At 34.2% G+C, this 18,126-nt stretch carries 18 protein-coding genes; 15 read left to right on the top strand and 3 right to left on the bottom strand.

Annotation, left to right across the window (positions count from 1 at the left end; translation table 11 throughout):
• The first annotated feature begins 1 nt into the window (after window position 1).
• The 6 genes from HX049_RS12625 (at window position 2) to HX049_RS12600 (ending at window position 7,095) form a co-directional block, all read left to right on the top strand.
• The gene (locus tag HX049_RS12625; protein ID WP_286416243.1) at window positions 2-1,354 is read left to right on the top strand and encodes an alkaline phosphatase family protein; all 1,353 of its coding nucleotides are present in this window, start codon (window positions 2-4) and stop codon (window positions 1,352-1,354) included.
• 258 nt (window positions 1,355-1,612) lie between these two features.
• The gene (locus tag HX049_RS12620; protein WP_286416242.1) at window positions 1,613-3,190 is read left to right on the top strand and encodes a calcineurin-like phosphoesterase family protein; all 1,578 of its coding nucleotides are present in this window, start codon (window positions 1,613-1,615) and stop codon (window positions 3,188-3,190) included.
• 274 nt (window positions 3,191-3,464) lie between these two features.
• Window positions 3,465-4,301 (top strand): helix-turn-helix domain-containing protein, encoded by an 837-nt coding sequence (locus tag HX049_RS12615; RefSeq protein WP_286416240.1) that lies wholly within the window; start codon window positions 3,465-3,467, stop codon window positions 4,299-4,301.
• A 65-nt stretch (window positions 4,302-4,366) separates the two neighbouring features.
• Complete coding sequence (gene rclC / locus HX049_RS12610; protein ID WP_286416239.1) at window positions 4,367-4,969, top strand: reactive chlorine resistance membrane protein RclC; 603 nt, start codon at window positions 4,367-4,369, stop codon at window positions 4,967-4,969.
• 324 nt (window positions 4,970-5,293) lie between these two features.
• Window positions 5,294-6,268, top strand: coding sequence for a 3-oxoacyl-ACP synthase III family protein (locus HX049_RS12605; protein WP_041895433.1), 975 nt, complete (start codon window positions 5,294-5,296; stop codon window positions 6,266-6,268).
• Window positions 6,269-6,387: 119 nt separating this feature from the next.
• Complete coding sequence (locus HX049_RS12600; RefSeq protein WP_286416234.1) at window positions 6,388-7,095, top strand: prolyl oligopeptidase family serine peptidase; 708 nt, start codon at window positions 6,388-6,390, stop codon at window positions 7,093-7,095.
• A 122-nt stretch (window positions 7,096-7,217) separates the two neighbouring features.
• On the opposite strand, the gene HX049_RS12595 is transcribed toward HX049_RS12600, so the two are convergent.
• Both HX049_RS12595 and HX049_RS12590 read right to left on the bottom strand, forming a co-directional pair.
• Window positions 7,218-7,286 (bottom strand): hypothetical protein, encoded by a 69-nt coding sequence (locus HX049_RS12595; RefSeq protein WP_375294369.1) that lies wholly within the window; start codon window positions 7,284-7,286, stop codon window positions 7,218-7,220.
• Between the two features lie 12 nt (window positions 7,287-7,298).
• Window positions 7,299-7,538, bottom strand: a complete 240-nt coding sequence (locus HX049_RS12590; RefSeq protein ID WP_286416232.1) for a death-on-curing protein — start codon at window positions 7,536-7,538, stop codon at window positions 7,299-7,301.
• A gap of 279 nt (window positions 7,539-7,817) precedes the next feature.
• Here HX049_RS12590 and HX049_RS12585 point away from each other — a divergent pair, with 279 nt between their 5' ends.
• Entirely contained in the window at window positions 7,818-8,768 is a 951-nt protein-coding gene (locus tag HX049_RS12585; RefSeq protein WP_286416231.1) for an RNase H family protein, read from the top strand.
• A gap of 634 nt (window positions 8,769-9,402) precedes the next feature.
• Window positions 9,403-9,546 (top strand): hypothetical protein, encoded by a 144-nt coding sequence (locus HX049_RS12580; RefSeq protein ID WP_286416230.1) that lies wholly within the window; start codon window positions 9,403-9,405, stop codon window positions 9,544-9,546.
• 49 nt (window positions 9,547-9,595) lie between these two features.
• Here the strand turns inward: HX049_RS12580 and HX049_RS12575 are convergent, their stop codons facing one another.
• The gene (locus HX049_RS12575; protein ID WP_286416229.1) at window positions 9,596-11,053 is read right to left on the bottom strand and encodes a hypothetical protein; all 1,458 of its coding nucleotides are present in this window, start codon (window positions 11,051-11,053) and stop codon (window positions 9,596-9,598) included.
• A gap of 223 nt (window positions 11,054-11,276) precedes the next feature.
• Here HX049_RS12575 and HX049_RS12570 point away from each other — a divergent pair, with 223 nt between their 5' ends.
• From HX049_RS12570 to HX049_RS12540, 7 genes are all read left to right on the top strand, one after another.
• Window positions 11,277-11,849 (top strand): Crp/Fnr family transcriptional regulator, encoded by a 573-nt coding sequence (locus HX049_RS12570; protein ID WP_071307551.1) that lies wholly within the window; start codon window positions 11,277-11,279, stop codon window positions 11,847-11,849.
• A 69-nt stretch (window positions 11,850-11,918) separates the two neighbouring features.
• A complete protein-coding gene (locus tag HX049_RS12565) occupies window positions 11,919-12,896 on the top strand; it encodes a quinone oxidoreductase family protein (protein WP_286416228.1) in 978 nt (325 codons plus the stop codon).
• A gap of 152 nt (window positions 12,897-13,048) precedes the next feature.
• Window positions 13,049-13,423 carry a RhuM family protein gene (gene rhuM / locus HX049_RS12560; protein WP_286416226.1) on the top strand — a complete coding sequence of 125 codons (375 nt, stop codon included), beginning with the start codon at window positions 13,049-13,051 and terminating at the stop codon, window positions 13,421-13,423.
• Window positions 13,424-13,512: 89 nt separating this feature from the next.
• A complete protein-coding gene (locus HX049_RS12555; RefSeq protein ID WP_039329956.1) occupies window positions 13,513-14,208 on the top strand; it encodes an HAD family hydrolase in 696 nt (231 codons plus the stop codon).
• Window positions 14,209-14,304: 96 nt separating this feature from the next.
• Window positions 14,305-14,661 carry a four helix bundle protein gene (locus tag HX049_RS12550; RefSeq protein ID WP_286416224.1) on the top strand — a complete coding sequence of 119 codons (357 nt, stop codon included), beginning with the start codon at window positions 14,305-14,307 and terminating at the stop codon, window positions 14,659-14,661.
• A gap of 161 nt (window positions 14,662-14,822) precedes the next feature.
• On the top strand, window positions 14,823-15,536 hold the full coding sequence (locus HX049_RS12545) for a hypothetical protein (RefSeq protein WP_286416221.1): 714 nt from the start codon (window positions 14,823-14,825) through the stop codon (window positions 15,534-15,536).
• 236 nt (window positions 15,537-15,772) lie between these two features.
• Window positions 15,773-17,710, top strand: a complete 1,938-nt coding sequence (locus HX049_RS12540; RefSeq protein WP_286416220.1) for a DUF262 domain-containing protein — start codon at window positions 15,773-15,775, stop codon at window positions 17,708-17,710.
• Window positions 17,711-18,126: the final 416 nt, after the last annotated feature.

Raw genomic sequence — 18,126 nt, 5'->3', positions numbered from 1 at the left:
TATGAAAAAAATACTAATTGCGATAGGGCTTTTTTGCGGTTTAAGTACAACTGTTATAGCTCAAGAAAAAACACCTCATATTGTATTAATTACAATCGATGGTTTTAGGCCAGATTTCTATTTAGAAGAGCAATGGGGAATGCATACAGTACGTGAGTTAATGAAAAATGGAGTGGCTGATAAGGCAGTTACTCCTATCTTCCCCTCTGTTACTTATCCGGATCACACTACCATTATTACAGGCGAACTTCCTGCTCAACATGGAATAGTATATAACAATATTTTTGACCCTGCTACAGGTTCTCAAAAGTGGTATTGGGATTATAGTGCAATTAAGATACCAACGTTATATGATGTGGTGAAGCAAAAAAAACTGACTTCTGCTAATGTAATTTGGCCTGTAACAGTCAATGCCCCTATAGATTATAATGTTCCTGATATATGGGATCTTAATAACGGATATGATAGAAGAAGTATTACAGCTTTATATACTACACCTTATAGTTTGTGGCGCGAGATACAAAATGAAGCAACAGGAACATTAAGAGCTAAAGATTGGACAATGACAGAAGAAGAGCTGATTATGGATGAGAATATTGCACGTATGGGAAGTTATATGATTCAGCAGTATCAACCGAATCTATTAACCCTTCACTTTCCATGTACAGATCACTATGAGCACCAAGATGGTTTGGATAGTCCTTTGGTACGTGCTAGTGTTGCTGGAGCTGATCGTGCAATCAAAACAATTATTGAGGCATTAGATCGTTCAAAACTGAAAGATAACTATGTAATAATTATTACAGGAGATCATGGGTTTGAGAAAATCACACACCATTTACAACCTAATATTTGGTTAAAGGATGCAGGACTGTTAGACGACGCAAAAACAATGGACTGGAAAGCAATGTTTCATACCCAAGGAGGTTCAGCTTTTTTGAGAGTGCAAGGAAAGGATAAAGTAAAAACAATCGAAAAGGTTAAAGCTTTATTAGAAAAACAACCACAAGAAATTAGAAACCGCTATCGCATGATATCAAAAGAAGAGCTGCAAAAGCTTGGTGCAGATCCAGAGGCAGAGTTAGCCTTAACAGGTTTAGATCACACAACATTTGGTGGAGGCCTTAAAGGAAAAGTATTGAGTAAGTTAAATAAAGAAGGTGGAGCACACGGATTTTTGAATAGCGATAAAAGTATGCAAACTGGATTTGTTGCTTTTGGAAAAGGAATAAAACAAGGAGTGGTGATCGAACAAATGACTTTGATAGATATTTGCCCTTTTATTAGTGAATTATTGGAATTGGATTTTAAATTTCTTTCAAAAGAGTTAAAACAACAACTACTAAGTATCTAAAGATAGAATTAATATTATAAAGAAGGCTACTCTTTAAAATAATAGTAGTCAAATTCGGAAGATTGTAATTTTTAAATTAATTAAGTTACGTAAGCTTAACAATAGCATAAGATTAGTGTAGGAAGACATCGCTAATTTTGGGCATTGAAAAAAAGTGACATTCTGAACAGTAAGGGGATATTATCAAATCATTAAATATTCTTTTTCGTAACGAAATACTTTAATACGCTCTATTTGTAACAACATAAACCATATATAATGAAAAAAAGATTATTTACTGTTGCCTTCTTATTTACGGCAGCATTAGCCATCGGGCAGACTAGTGTGCGTGGCTATGTATTCGAGGATGCTAATAAGAACGGAAAAAAAGATAGAAGTGAAAAGGTATTAGCAGGGGTAGCGGTATCTAACGGAGTGGAGGTCGTACAGACTGATGATAAAGGACAGTATGAACTGCCTTTAACAGGGGACAATCAAATCTTTGTGATTAAACCAAGTCAATACGCTACTGTATTAGATCAATATAATCTACCTGCTTCTTATGTAACGCATAAACCTAAAGGATCACCAACAGGAACTAAGTATGAAGGAGTAGCTCCTACAGGAAAATTGCCAAAAGAAGTAAATTTTGGATTGATTGCACAAGAGGAGTCAGCGGACTTTAAGGCTTTTATCTTTGGAGACCCTCAGCCATATAGTCTAGAGGAGTTAGATTACTTTAAAAAAGCAGTAGTAGATGAGGTAAAGAATAAGACAGAAGGAATCTCTTTTGGTATTAGTCTAGGTGATCTAGTAGGAGATAAATTAGACTTGCATACGCCTTATAAAGAAGTGATGAAAGAAGTAGGGCTACCATGGTATAATGTGATGGGAAATCACGATATGAACTATGAGGCAACTGAGGATATCTACTCTGATGAGACCTTTGAGAAGAACTTTGGACCAGCTAATTATGCTTTTAATTATGGTGATGCTCACTTTATCGTATTAGATGATATTCTATATCCTCATCCAATTAAAAAGAAAGGGTATCTAGGTGGTTTTAGACAAGATCAATTAGATTTTGTGAAGAACAATCTGAAGTTCGTTCCTAAAGATAAGTTAGTGGTAATCTCTTTTCATATTCCATTATTTGTAGGAAACGAAAAACATTTCGATCAAGAGTCTAGACAACAGTTGTTAGATATTTTAAAAGAGCATGAGAATATCTTACTATTATCTGCACATACTCACTATCAGATGCATCAGTTCTATACGAAAGAACAGGGGTGGTCAGGAGTAAAACCACTACATGAATATAATGTTGGGACAACGTCAGGTGACTGGTACTCAGGAGAGTTTAACGAGTTAGGTGTGCCTGCTTCTACTATGAGAGATGGGACTCCAAGAGGGTATGCTACTTTAATAGTTAAGGGGAATCAGTATGAGTTAGACTATAAAGTGTCTGGGGAATCAGATGATTATAAAATGGAACTGTTTATGCCTAAGGTTATCGCGGATAAGAAATCGAATAACTATCAGGTATATACAAATGTCTTTATGGGAACAGAGAAAGACTTAGTACAGTATAGAATAGATGGAGGAGAGTGGAAAGAGATGAAGAAAGAAGAGAGTTTTGACCCAAGCTTCTATGCGGCAGTTCAAAAATATGATTTGACAGAAAAACTATTAACTGGAAAGAAACCATCTCACCCGATTAAGTCATCTCATTTATGGAGTGCTAAGCTACCTTTTAATATTGGGTTAGGAGAACATAAGGTAGAGGTGAAGGTGACAGATATGTTTGGTAGAGAGCATATAGAACACAAAACCTATAGAATAGAGAAAAGTAAATAGTATAGTTTTTTATAAGGTTTAGATTCTTTATCATTATAGCGAGCTCGCTTATAATCGAATCAGGATTTAAATTAAGTGTGTTGAAAGGGCTCAGTATCGTTAGATACTGGGCTTTTTCTGTTTGTGTAGGGGAGTTATAAGAAGGTCTTCTGCTATATCTATTTTTAGAAGAATCATAAAATGTTTTCAGAGTGTTTTCTTCCTATTATCTTTACTAGACATATAAAATGAAAAATGAATATGACTAATTTAGAATTAACGAAAGCTTAGTATTATGCATTATCCTATAAAAGTAAGTACACAGCAGTTAAAGGGAGCGTTATCTCCTATAAATAAGCCTTATTATTTTGCTATTCTTATAGATGGTGAAGCTACTTTTTCTTTAGATTTTAATAGATATTCTTGCTCTGGACAGTATATCTTATTTTTATCTCCTTATCAGTTGTTGACATGGGAAAAAGTAGATATTAAGTCAATGAAGACTATACAGTTTCATGGAGACTTTTATTGTATAGAATATCACAAAGAGGAGGTAGCATGTAATGGAGTCTTGTTTAATGCATTATTTGAGGTTCCTTATGTTCCTATTCAGCCATCTTTATTTCTAGAATTGACTCAACTTTTTGATAAAATAGAGCAGTTAGAACACCATCAGTCTGCTTATGATATTCCGATTCTCAAGACGTATTTACAATTGGTATTAGCACTGAGTAGTAAGGAAAAACAGTTGATTAATAAGAAACAAAAGACTTCAGGGCTGTCTTTAGAAGATATAGCTAGATTTCAAGAGATGCTAGAAGAGCATTTTATGGAGTCTAGAGCGGTAGCATTTTATGCAGAGCAGTATCATTTATCTGTTGATGTGTTTAGTAAAAAGGTTAGAAAGTATTATGGAAAAACACCTTCTAAATTAATCCAAGAACGCCTTATTTTGGAAGCAAAAAAACAACTTCATTTAACTCATAAGAGTGTAAAAGAGATAGCTAAGTTATTAGGATTTGAGGATGAGTTTTATTTTAGTCGTTATTTTAAGAAAGAAGTAGGTGTATCTCCTAAGATATTCAGAGAACAAGTAGGAATATCAGTAGTGGCAAAAAAGTCTATGAAATAGAAGGAATAGTCCATGTTATCCTTCTGCTGAACTATCTAGTTTTGTTGAAAAATAAAATAAAACCAATGAAACAAATTTTAGTATTATTTAGCAGTTTACAAGAGAAATCGATTCATTTTCTTCGTTTATCTATCTGTATTGTCATGGTTTGGATAGGAGGGCTAAAAGCTTTTCAATATGAAGCGGATGGTATCGTCCCTTTTGTAACGAATAGCCCTTTTATGAGCTTTTTTTATCAGAATTCAACAAAAAAAGTATTAGATGAATCTGGCAAAGAAGTATATGAATATACTCAACACAAAAATCTCGAGGGCAAAGTAGTGCAGAAGAACATTGATTGGCATAAACAGAATGGTACTTATGTGTTTTCGTATGTTTTAGGTACAGTGATTGTAAGTATAGGGATACTTGTATTATTAGGGATATGGTATCCTAGACTTGGTTTTTTAGGAGGGGTATTAACATTAGGCATGTCTTTGGTCACACTATCATTTCTAATCACTACCCCAGAAGTATATGTGCCTAATTTAGGAGGTGATTTTCCTACACCTAACTATGGATTCCCTTATTTATCAGGTGCTGGACGACTAGTCTTAAAGGATATTATCATGATGGCAGGAGGATTAGTGATCGCTGGTGATTCAGCACGTAATTTGCTTTATAAGTGATTAATAGGTTTAGAATATAAAATAAAGTAAAAATAAAAGCTTAGTAATTATCTAATACTAAGCTTTTATTTTTAGAGGAGATAATAATCTTTGAAAGTGTACTATTATTTTTAATAAACGAAATGTGTGTACTAGTTAAAAAGAATTAATTAATATGAGTTAAAATATTTTATATTATTACTGTTTCATGTTTTTATTATTTATAATTATTACAATTCAAATATGTTTTTTGGATGTTGTTTTAAATATATATTGTTTTTGGTTTATAAAAAGTAATGCTTTTATAAGTGGTTAAAAAAAGTAATAATCAAAAAACAGTTTAATATGAAATTGAAACACACGTATTTTTATCATCCCTCTAATGTCGAATGCAATGAGGGAGTAATTAAGCAATTCGAAAGCCAAGGTGTCTCTATGAAAAAGATACAAGAAGCACTTGGTAGGCATAATCGATTTGTAGTAGCTAAAGATTCAAAGGAAACTACGGTTTCTATGGGAATTGAGGCAGCAAAAGGAGTATTAAAGCAAAGTGGTATTTCAATAGAAGAAATAGATATTATTGTCTTTGTGACTTGTACTCCAGAACATCAGATTCCTTGTGATTCTATCTTTATACACCAAGCTTTGCAAGGAAAGAATAATACAATGTGTTATGATATTAACGCCAATTGTATTGGGGCATTTGTAGCATTAGATCAAGTGGCGCATTATCTCAATAGCAGTAGTAGAGCTAAAAATGCTCTAGTAGTGTGTTCTGATCAGTTATCTCGTATTCTAGATAGTCAAAATCCTGTAACAGCTTTTTGTTTTTCAGATTCTGCTTTTGCATTTATAGTAGAGAAAGAGACTACTACATCTGGATTAGTAGACGTCATGTATCATACAGATAGTAGTTTTTGTGATACTGTTCTGTATCCTCCTCAAGGGCACTCTTGTTCTTTATCTGATGAATTAACAATGTGGGATACATCATTTGATGGAAGTGGAAGTGTAGAGTTTGCTTTAGATAAAATAGAAGTTTTCTTAGCAAAGAACAATCTGAAAATAGAAGATATCAGTTTATTCTTATTCTCTCAGTTATCACTGAAAAACATTAAGATTATTAAATCACATTATCACTTACCAGAAGAAAAAGTACCTTTTTATTCAAAAGAGTTTGGTTATTCAGGAGCTTCTAGTCCTTTTTTAGCTTTACATCAATACCAGAAAGAAGGAACACCTCTAAAAGAAGGCGATTATTTTTTAATGTGGACATTAGGGGCAGGGTATCAGGCTGGTTTAATGTTGTGGAAATACTAAGTGTTTAGATGTTAGTTATCTAACTTTACATAAGGTGAAACTCAGTAAATTCAATGCTTACAGTGATTTTTTTGTTTTGAATTTAACAGATTAAAAGTATATTTACTTTCAAAAAAACCATGAAATTTCTTACGGTATTAATCTGTCTGGTCTCATTGACGACCTTTGCTCAACCCAAAGCTATTTTGGATAAAACGACTTATCAATTTTGGTTAAATGAACCTAAAGTCGTAGAAGAAAAGAATCCTCTTATTATCTTTTTACATGGGAGAAGTCTTTCGGGAACTAATATAGATAGGGTAAAGAGATATGGCGCGCTAAAAGGAATAGAGAAGGGATTAGATATCCCCGCTTATTTAGTAGCTCCTCAATTGCCTTCTGGGCCATGGAATGCGGATAAGGTTGACGAAATCGTAAGTTATATGATTGCAAATTACAATATCGATGAGAGTCGCATTTATGTAACTGGAATGAGTTTAGGAGGATATGGTACGATGAAATATGCTGGTAAATATCCTAACCGTATAGCTGCTGCTATTGCTATCTGCGGAGGAGGAGAAGAAAGAGATGCTTGTGCTGTGACTAATATCCCTATTAAGCTTATTCATGGTGATAAAGACTTTATCGTACCACTAAAAGAGTCTAAGAAGATCATGACTGCCATTCAAAAATGTGATAAAAAAGCGCCTGTAGAACTACAAGTAGTCAAAGGAGGTACGCATGGTAGTGTAGAGGATTTATATAGACACATGGAGGTATATAACTGGTTATTACAACATGTGAAGAGTGATGCCTTAGTAAGTTCAGAAAACAAAGAAGAAATCTAAGTATAACATAAACAAAACCCCCAAAGCCTTTTGACTTTTGGGGTTTTGTCTATATAGTATTGGCTAATGTCTTCGTTATTTTTAAGAGATATTCTATAAAACCTTCTTCTACTCTTAAGATGTCATCTAGTTGCCCATTGTCTAAACTTAGTTTCTTGAATGCTTTTTACCCTATAACCTACAGGTATGATTAAATCTAGATTTTAAAACTTGACAGGTTTGTCTGAATTTGCAATGTACAAATTTTGCACATTGGTTTGTTCTACTAGTTTATCTTCTTCAAATACATTCTTTATGTGTTTGGTAATGACAGTTCTGTCTTTTTGAAATAATTCCGCCATTTGTTCAATAGATAACCATACTGTTTCGTTCTCTAAACGGGTCTCTATCTTAGTGAGGCTATCTTCTGTCTGATAAAGAAGAATACTTCCATGCTCTGCCATAACATTTTTTTAAGTACTTTATATACTACAAAAACTATACTGTCAATTAACAACTTTATATTTATTTAGAGGGCAGTTTTATGTTTTATCCTTATTGCTAAAGTCTAGTGTATTGTGTTTTGAAAATGAGAGTTTTGTTTTGTCATTTTGAGATATTGATATAAAAACACTTTTTAAATTAGAAATATGTAAGGAGAATATTCTTTATTGCTATGAGATTTTCTATTGTGTTTTACTCAGAAGTCATTATCTTTAAGTACTCAAATCTCCTTAATAGATATGAAATACCAAATAGACCTGTATACTCGTGTAAAGATAGATACCTCTAGTGATGCTAAGGCGTATGCTAATATGCTGTGTATAGGTGATCAATGCAAAACATTTGCAGAAGGGTTTATAGAAAACTCTCAATCTCGTATTTCGCTTATGGCTATTGTCAAGGGATTAGAGCAAATTAAAGAAGGGGCAGAAGTAACAATCTATGTGACTTCTAAGTATGTGATGAATACCTTTGAGAAAGGGTGGATATTAAATTGGAAATACAATGATTGGTTAAAAACCGATGGAGAGCCTCCGTTGAATGTTGATCTATGGATGCGTTTTGCAGTTCAGATGGAAAGACATAAATTAACCTTTAACTATGTGTCTAATTATAAAAAGTATCCTCAACTAGTAGAGTGTAGAGATGTAGGCGCTGCCATGCTATTGCAACCTAATTTACTAATAGATGAGGTGTATAGAGCTTATCTAGAGGAGTTACAGTATAAGTTGCACGATCTGATAAATGAACACCGCGTAGCAGAGATAGAGGTAGTATTAGATACGATAGAAGAGCCTGAAGAAGTGATCGTTTATGAGCCTGTATACGAGGTTCTAGATGAGATAGAGGATGAGCATGAAGAAGAGGAAGAAGAAACAGAAGAGAGTCAAAGCCATACTCGTCCAACAGTATTTACTAGAATGCCAAGTGATATTAAACTACTAGTGACTATTCGAGATCAATTGAATCAATACTTTGCAGATCAACCGACTAAAGTAGAGTTGCGTTCTACGGATTTATACGATGAAATACGTAAAAATAAGACTTTAAAAGAACGTTTTCCTCATCCAGTACTCTTTAACCGCTTCTTGCGTAAGCAACATCAAGAAGGGGTGCTAAAACAGATTATTCCTAACTGTAAGATTGATACTTTTAATACTGATTTCTATCAGTGGTATTTTCATAGATAATTTGGGATGATTTTGTCTTGTGAAAACTTGTTTTAAATGTTTTTAGATTGCTCATGGCTTAGTCTTGTTTCCGAAATGCTTTCAAGACCTCTTTAAAACCGTACTTTTTGGGAACAACTCGGAAAGAAAAGAGCAAATTTATAAGACAAAAACCTTTTGAGTAATTATACCCACTGCGTTTAGATATAAATATCGAACTCCGTTTTATTTCTATTTACTCAGTTTTACTCCCTTTTTTGACTTCGTGATTAATCGGATTATTGTTGTTAATTATTAAGCGCTTAGTAATTAATCATAATATTCTCCTAACGATTTGTTCATCTTGAATATCTTTAGTTGGTATTGTTTTAGATCTATAATTACTTTTCGTTTGTATGTCTATCTCTAATCCGGGTTAAAAAAGAAACCAGAAAAGGCCTAAGAGGCTTGGGAGAAGGCAATGGCCTTAGTTTCTTACCTGTATAAGGAGTCTGTAGTAGATCAGAGTTCTAATCATGCAGATTTAATTGCTTATATTCGAGAGCGGGTGTTAAAGATTCCATTGAGTATAGAATTATCCACCTTTGAAAACTGTATACTAAGTGATCAGCTTAAGAGCACAAGATGAGAATGTGCTCTATTGCATACCTGTTTAATGTTGACTAAGGACCTAGGTGTATTAGAAGCAGAGGTTATAGACACATTAATTGAAAGAATCGAGACTGTCAACGAGCTTGTTAGTAGTCTTATCGAAGAGGAAGAAAATGAGTGGGATAAATTGTTTTTAAGAATATTATAAATAAATAAGCCCATCGTATGATGGGCTTGATTTTATAATTTAGATTAGACTAGTTACAAGACTGTACATAGTCATCTACTAATTTTTTAAGACCTTCGAATGTATTGGTATCATAGTTAGAGAACTGAAGAGCACTACAGTTTACATATTTATCAAATAATTTTTTAGTAGTATCCTCTTTTCTAGTTCCGAAAGTAGATTTGTTTCCTAAATAGATCGCTTTTTTCTGTCCTTTTAATAGAAGGTAGAAGCCATCAGGTGTTTTTAGGTGGTGTAGCACCATATTTCCACCATTGTCATAATCGACTATTAAGAATTTACTAGAACCTCCAAATACATCCAGTTCTCCATTAGAGTTACCTAGTCCTCCATCATCAGAGGTAGGAGTACCGATATAACGCTCATTACCTACACCAAACTCTACACCCTCTTTTGCTTTAAAGTTTAATCTTTTTTTGTCAGTTTTAATAGCAACTGAGTTACCATAGCTACTAACATCAGCTATCCCAACGCTACCACTTATTCTATAGTCTCCATCGCGAGGTACAGATTCAAATTCAATAGTTACTAATCCAGTGTGTTTAGTTCCTTTTTTATCGATTACATACCCCTCTTGATCATAGATATTACGTGATTTTCCTCTAGCTTCTACTACATGCTTATTATATTCTTCTTGTTTTTCAGTAGTCTTAGCATCGCGATAATCTTTTATTTGTTGAGTCATATCACCAAATTTATAGCCGTTAGCATATAATTTAGCAATAAACACAGGATTCGCTTTAATAGGGTCTGTAGCATCCATAAAGTAGTTAAGGTCTGTTAGATCAAACTGTTTGTCATCATACGTAGTTAGTGTAACTCCTCTTTTTGCGTTCATTGTTTTTGTTTCGTCATAACTCACCTTAGCGATAACATTTCCTTTGATATCAGCTATTGTAGCTTCATGTGAAGAGTACGCTTGTTTAGTTGTTTTAGTATTGATAAAACCTATTTTGTCAGCTCCTTGCATGATGCTTGCATCATCTGTTACATTGATATTCGCTTTCTTTAAAAGAGCGGTTTCTTCTGCTTTTTCTACTTTTCTATCACCATCTATTTTATTCCATTTGTCAGAAAGTTCTTTATTAGAAGATTGAAACAATTCGGTTGCTCTTTCAGAGTTAATACCTTCTTCTGTGATTAGGCCATCTGCAGAAAAGTATACTGCCATAATAGCTTGTTTCTCCTTACTTAATGTGAATGGAACATTTTTCATTTCCATATCCTGTACGTTTCCATTTTCTCCTTTAAGTTGTAACCAGAAGTTGTTATTAGCACTGCTTTTCACTTCTGCCCAAAAGGTAGTCTTGTCATCTAGACTAGTGAATTTATAAACAACTCCTTTTCGATCAATCTTAGCGATTTCTTTTTTATTAATTGTTATAATTCCTTTTTTGACATTGAAGTCTTGTGCTTGTGCTCCTATAACTGCCATAATGGCTAAGGATGCAGTAATGTAATTTCTCATAGTGTAATATGTTTTGGTAAATTTAGGTTATTTTTATGATTATAAGGTTGTTAAATGTCTTTATGATTATATTTTTTATGTAAAAATGATAAATGATTAGCTTTGTTTGTAGAGAATTATGTAATAAAGTAATGCTGGTGCTAGTTGTTACTATAAGTGATAAATTAGCTTTTCTGATATCCTAAATAAGTTTTAATTTTAAACAGTAGAATTATCAATAGTCATGTTCGAAAAAGTAGATAAAGATTCTTTACTTAGTCAAGAGTTTATCAATAAGTATAAACCTTATTTTAGAGAGGAAGTGTATCCTGCTAAAACAGTATTGTTAGAAGAGGGAACAATAGCAAATAAAGTATTTTGGGTCAGTAAGGGGTGCTTGCGCGTGTGGATTAATAAAGATGGGCATGAGGTGACTTTTCAATTCTTTTTAGAAAATAGTATGGTCTCATCTATTGAGAGTTTTTGGAGAGGGATGCCTAGTAAGTTTACCCTTGAGACGATAGAACCTACAGTGGTATGGGTGGCTGATAAAGAAGATATAAGACCTCTGTTAGAAGACTCTTTAGCTACGCCAGAGTATAGGGATCTATTTATAGATGTGATTTTTCAGCGAACATTCGATTATGTGAATCACAGCTTATCTTTTGTACAGTCAACCCCAGAGGAGCGTTATCTCAAGCTTTATGAGAGTAGACCAGAGCTTATACAACGTATTCCACAGCATTATATCGCTTCTTATATAGGAATATCTAAGGTTCACTTAAGCCGTATTAAAAGCAAGCTATTAAAGTCCTAATTTGATAACATTTGTTATCGATATACACGGTTGCTATCCAATACTTTTGTCTTTATAAAATAAAGAGATATGAAAGCAGTTATTGTAAAAGAAAAAGGACAGAATCCTGTATATACTACCAACTTTAAGCCTGTTGAAGTAAGTTCTTCAGAAGAAGTGTTGATGAAGATTAAGGCAGTTTCGATTAAGAATCTCGATAGAGCTATCGCCAGTGGCAAGCATTATTCAGTAAGTACTAAACCTTTTGCTCCTTTTGTTATCGGAACAGATGGAGTAGGTGAGCTCCCAGATGGAACAATGGCTTATGGATTTGGACTACAAGGGATGTTAAGTGAGTATGCCATCGTAGATAAGAATCAATTAGTACCCTTACCTAAAGGAATAGATTTAGCAATGGCATCTGCTATGCCTAATGCCCTTATGGGTTCTGTTATCGCTATGGTAGTCAGAGCAAGGTTACAAAAGGGAGAAGTAGTGCTAATCAATGGAGCTACAGGTGTCACAGGGCAAGTAGCTATACAAATGGCTAAACATTATGGAGCGAGTAAAGTAATTGTGACAGGGCGCAATGAAGAAGCCTTATCCTCATTAAAGAAACTAGGAGCAGATAAGGTGATTAGTCTGCATCAGAATAAAGAAACTCTAGTAACAGCATTTAGTCAAGTACATCAAGAAACGCCTATCGATGTGGTGATAGATTACTTATGGGGAGATAGCGCTTCGGCTATATTGACAGCTTTAAAAGGTAAAGGCAAGTATCAGCATAGAACTCGTTTTGTCAATGTAGGAGCGATGTCTGGTGATATGATGGAGTTGTCTTCTTCTATACTAAGGGGAACGGACATTATGTTATTAGGATCAGGAATAGGCAGTTGGACAGATGAAGAGATGGTTCGTTTCTTTAAAGTTTTGTTACCAGAAGCTTTTGACCTTGCAGTAACAGGGAAGTTACGCATTGATACCGTGAGTTATCCGTGGCAAGAGATAAGTGAGGTATGGGATATGCCTCTTAGCAGTGGAAAAAGATTGGTGATGATGACGGAGTAATTTTTTAGTAGAATATAAAGATACGCAAATATAGAAAAGCCCATCACATGATGGGCTTTTGCTATTATTTAGAGCAATGTATTTAAAGAGTAAATGTATAAAATAGAGTAGATTGCAAAGTGTTGATTAAGTACTACTTACAAATATATACTATGAAAGAAGAGAGCAACGTTTCGAATTTTCTGTTTTATCAGAATAAAGAAGGTAAAACAAGTGTTCAAGTTATAGTTGATAGTAATCGAGAGACTATTTGGGCGTCACAAAAAACAATGAGTGAGATATTCGGTGTAGATAGAAGTGTTATCACAAAGCATATTGCTAATGTATTAAAAGACGGTGAATTAAAGGAGGATTCAGTATGTGCAAATTTTGCACATACTGTCTCTGATGGTAAAAATTATAAAACAAACTTTTCTAATTTAGACATGATACTATCTGTGGTGTATAGGGTTAACTCTGTACAAGCGACGCAGTTTAGAAAGTGGGCGAATGGAGTGTTTTATAAGGGGATTTGTATTAGAGGATGAACATCAGTAGAATAAATAAAGAAAGACAAAAGTCTTTTTTAGATCATTAGCTAACCTCTATATTTGGCATATTATAAAGAAAATAGACTATGAGTAAAGATATACAGATTATAGCATTTGATGCAGATGATACACTTTGGAATAATGAAATATACTACCAAGAGACAGAACATGCTTTTTGTGAGCTTCTAAAAGATTATTTACCAGCAGAAGAAGTATCTAAAGTCCTTTTTGAGACAGAGATGCGAAATCTAGATCGATATGGCTTTGGAGCGAAGAGTTTTTTATTGAGTTTATTAGAAACGGGAGCTCAGATTACAGGAGCTCAAATGACAGATGTATTAATGCACCGCATCTTGGGGTTAGGTCATGAACTGATAGATAAACCGATCACTCTTTTAGATGGAGTAGAGGAAACACTAGATCAACTAAATGGTAACTATAAGTTAGTCTTAGCGACTAAAGGTGACTTATTAGATCAAGAGCGAAAACTAAAGAATTCTTCCCTATCTAAGTATTTTGACCATGTAGAGGTGATGAGTGATAAGCAGATACTAGATTATGGAAATTTAGTAAGTAAGTTATCTTGCCAACCTCAAGAGTTTATGATGGTAGGAAATTCAGTTAAGTCTGATATTATCCCAGTTTTAGAACTTGGAGGGTCGGCACTACACGTTCCTTTTCATGTGACCTGGGCACACGAAGTCGTAGAGGAAGAGCTAGTTTATGAAAACTATAGACAGTTAAAGAACATCAGAGAAGTAGTAGACTACTTGAAATCATAGCCTATATTAATTCGAAACATAATAATTTGTTCACATAGAAGTGCTTTCTTTGGTATTGTAATGGTGGGAGTATAGTTAATCTATAAACTATTTGTTATGAGCTTTGTGAGTATATATCAGCGAGATGCGATGTTGATTAAATCATTAGAACTAAAGTTAACAATCTATAAACTAACCTTAGAGAACTTTAAAGAGGATCATCTAGGAGCGATCGCTAAGATGAGAGAGAGTAGTGGGATGATTTCTTTGTATATTGGTTTGGGGTTAAAGAGTCAGATACAAGAAGATTTTGTTTGTTACTTAGACGATATCTCTCACTGCTGTATGACTTTAGAAAAACAGATTTTGCTCTGTGGGCAGTTAGGATTTTTAATCAATGAAGACATCGTATCCTTGTTAGATTTAAAGAATATCATTTTCGATTTTGTAGGAAAAACAGTTGTTCGAAAGTAGAAAAGCGAACTACTATAGGCTGTTACACTATCGATTTACCTAAAAATAGAGCCCGTGATAAACATAGAATTTCACCTCTGTTTTTAAAAGAAAAAGCTTGTATTACTACTCTAGATATTTGTAGCTTTGGCCGTATCAATATTTTGTTAAGCAGCATATACATGAGTACAATTACATTTATCGACAGTGCCTATCCTAAACCCCATCTGTTAGAAGAGTTTGTTTGGGCAGGTCGTTTAGACGAATCAGGCAAACTATGGTTTGACCTACACCTAAAGTCAAAATACTACTATCTAAGCGAAGGAGAAGAGTATATAGAAGATGAGGAAGAGGACTTCGACGATGATGCAGAATATACCAGTATGAGCGAGTGGCAATCTAGAATCGTGTGGGATAACTATCACCAGTGTACTTTGTCTTCTACCTATTGGTCAGATGAAGGGGGACTTCTTCTTTCTGATGGGACCACTCCTTTTAGTTTTGATTTATTAGATAATAGAGAGTTTGTACTTAATCCGCTTCCTCTACCAGATGATATGTTAGAGTCTGAATTGGCTTTTGGTATTTATCTATTAGGCCATGACCTTTCGGCTAATCATACCATTAGCTTTACACCATTGGCGAATAAGCATTATGCTATACAGTGGTCAGGGGTGATAGCCCTAGCCTATGGTGGTTTTTATGATTATATCCACGAGTTTAAAGCAGATATTACAGAGAGCAAGTTTGACGGTTTTTATTTTCCTACCACTTGGACTTTAGAAGAAGCAAAAAAGCGATTTGAACAAGTATTGAGTAATATTGATCAGTATGAGTTTATAGATATTAACCCTAAGAGTAATAAACGAGAATATAAGCTAATGCTTAAAGAGTAAATGAGAAGAGCTACTGATTATGAGGTAGCTTTTTTTGTTTAAATGCGAATGAGTCCGTAGTGAGACAGTATGGATTTATCATACGTCTTATCCTTATTCATTCCTTAGAAGGTATAAAAGAGTTACTTCTTTGTTGTTACTTTTGTTAAACCACTATCCTTAATTATAATTCATTAGCCCATCTATGTGATATTGTCTACTTTTGCAACCCTTAAAAATAGGTAAGCACGTATAGCATGAACATTATCACTTTCGAAGAAGTATTTAGAGGTAAAGTCTTTCGTATTCCTGATTATCAGCGAGGTTACTCGTGGACGAAGAAGGAGTTAGAAGAGTTGTGGGGCGATTTGAATAATACCCATCACAACCGAAATGCTTTTCACTTTACGGGTATTCTTACTGTGACTGACTTTAGTAAGTTTGATATAGAATGTATCAGACGAGAAGGGTTTGTGGTAAGAGCAGGAAAGTTAGTGATAGAAGGAAGTGACTATGAGGGGTATAATATTGTAGATGGGCAGCAACGTCTGACTACGGTATTAATATTGTTATCAGAATTGGTGATGAAACTAGAGGATAGCCCACTTAAACAACGACTTACAGAACATTACTTTAAAGTTAAAGAGACAGGTGGTTATCGCTATATTTTTGGGTACCACGTAGATGTGCCTTCTCATAATTATTTAATCAGAGAGATATTTAATGATACTGGTTATGAGGCAGAAGAGACAGAAACTTTATACACGCATAATTTATCTTTCGCAAAAGCATTCTTTAGTGAGCGAATTAAAGATTTTACACAAGTTGAATTAGTCTTTTGGATAGAGAAGCTCACTAAGCACCTATTGTTTTCTATATTAAACTTAAATGAGTCAAAGGAGCGCCCATTAGATGTGTCCATGGTATTTGAGACGCTAAACTTTAGAGGGAAACAATTATCAAGTCTAGAGCGACTGAAAAATAGAGTGCTTTATATCGTCTCTAAGCAATTGACAGTAGCTAGTACGATAGATCGCAGTCGTAAGAAAGTTAATCAGAGTTGGTTAGAAGTGTATAAATGGCTGGGGCGAAACCCTACACAAGCTATGGATGACGATGCTTTTTTGAAAGCGTTTTGGTTGTTGTACTTCTCTCATTCTAAGATGGTATCTACAGATTTTAAGTCTTATCAGAAGCATTTGTTTACCATCGACTTTCAGCTAGATCAACAAGAGATGGGAAGTATAAATTACGCTGATTATAGTGAACTTACCCAATGGCTAGAAAGTATGCGCAAGGCAGTAGCGCTGTGGTATTTTATTAATAATCCTTATGCTGTAGATACAGATGAAGACTTTGTGTATATGACTACTTCTGCGATACAGAAGTCATTACTAAGACTGTCTAATTTCCCTAGAGGATACGGTAAGTATATGCTTAACCTTGTATTGGCTGTATTGATGAGAGATTTGCCTGTGAAGGAAGATCATGGACTATCAGACTTTGAACTACAAGAACGCTTGGCTAGTATAGAGCGTTTGTTCTTTGCGATGGAACGCCATAATATCATGTGCTTCTTGCTCCAAGGAAACAACTCTACGCTAAATGTAGAGGATACTTTCAGGGATATTAATTTTTACTATCTACGTGGACGTGCCCATAATAATGAGTACTTATTCAATGTGTTGATGGAGAGTAGAGTAGAGCACTTCCGATGGAAAGAGGTGATTCGTCATATTCATAAGGGAGGACGATTTAAGACTTGGGTAGGATTAGACTATTTCTTAAAAGGAATAGAGGAGAGTATGGGAGGTTTATTAGAACACACCGAGCCTAAAGTGTACTTAGTCTATCCAGAAGAAGATGATTATGAGGTAAGAAGTACGTATAAGGATATTAATACTATGCAAAAGGTCAATCGTGACCGTTATAGCCATTCGATAGGTAATATGTTTTTAGCATATAACCGCTATGAAGCGAACCCTTTTGACAAGATACAACACAAGGTACAGAATGCTGTAAAGCATGAGTATCGAGTAAGTAAGTTAGAGTTAGACCTTTTAGAATCCCCTACATGGACTAAGGAAAATATTGAAGCTAGAGGACGTAAGATGATGAAGGCTTTCATTGAACATTGGGAATTACCAATGATTCAAGAGACAGAGATGAAGAGATTGTTGTTAGATGAAGTGTGATTTTAATTAGGAATGTTTGGCTTTGCCATGATGTACTTGTATAGCTTGATATACTATACATTGATGTGATAGTATAAACAACATCACAATCATTAAAGGAGTGGCTCAAAGTCGGGAGAGTTTGCGCAGCAAGGTATTTTAATTAAGAATTAAAAATTATGAATTAAGAATGTTTGACTTCGTTATAATGTATTTAGATGATGAGATATACTTATGTTAATGCAATAGTCTAAACAATATCACGTTCCATATAACAAAAACCTAAGTACACGACAAAAACTAAAGCAATTGATATTTAAAGGATTATGCTTATTTTTAGACAGTAATAATCTTGATAAGTAGTCAAGTCCAAGTTTAAATACACTAATAAGCCTATTGCCATGGTTCTTGATTGTGATAGGCTTAATAGTATCAAT

The organism is Myroides odoratimimus (genome assembly GCF_030326305.1).
GTDB classification, from domain to species: domain Bacteria; phylum Bacteroidota; class Bacteroidia; order Flavobacteriales; family Flavobacteriaceae; genus Flavobacterium; species Flavobacterium odoratimimum_A.
Note: the sequence above shows the minus strand (reverse complement) of the source record. Positions and strands in the feature narration are given on the sequence as shown.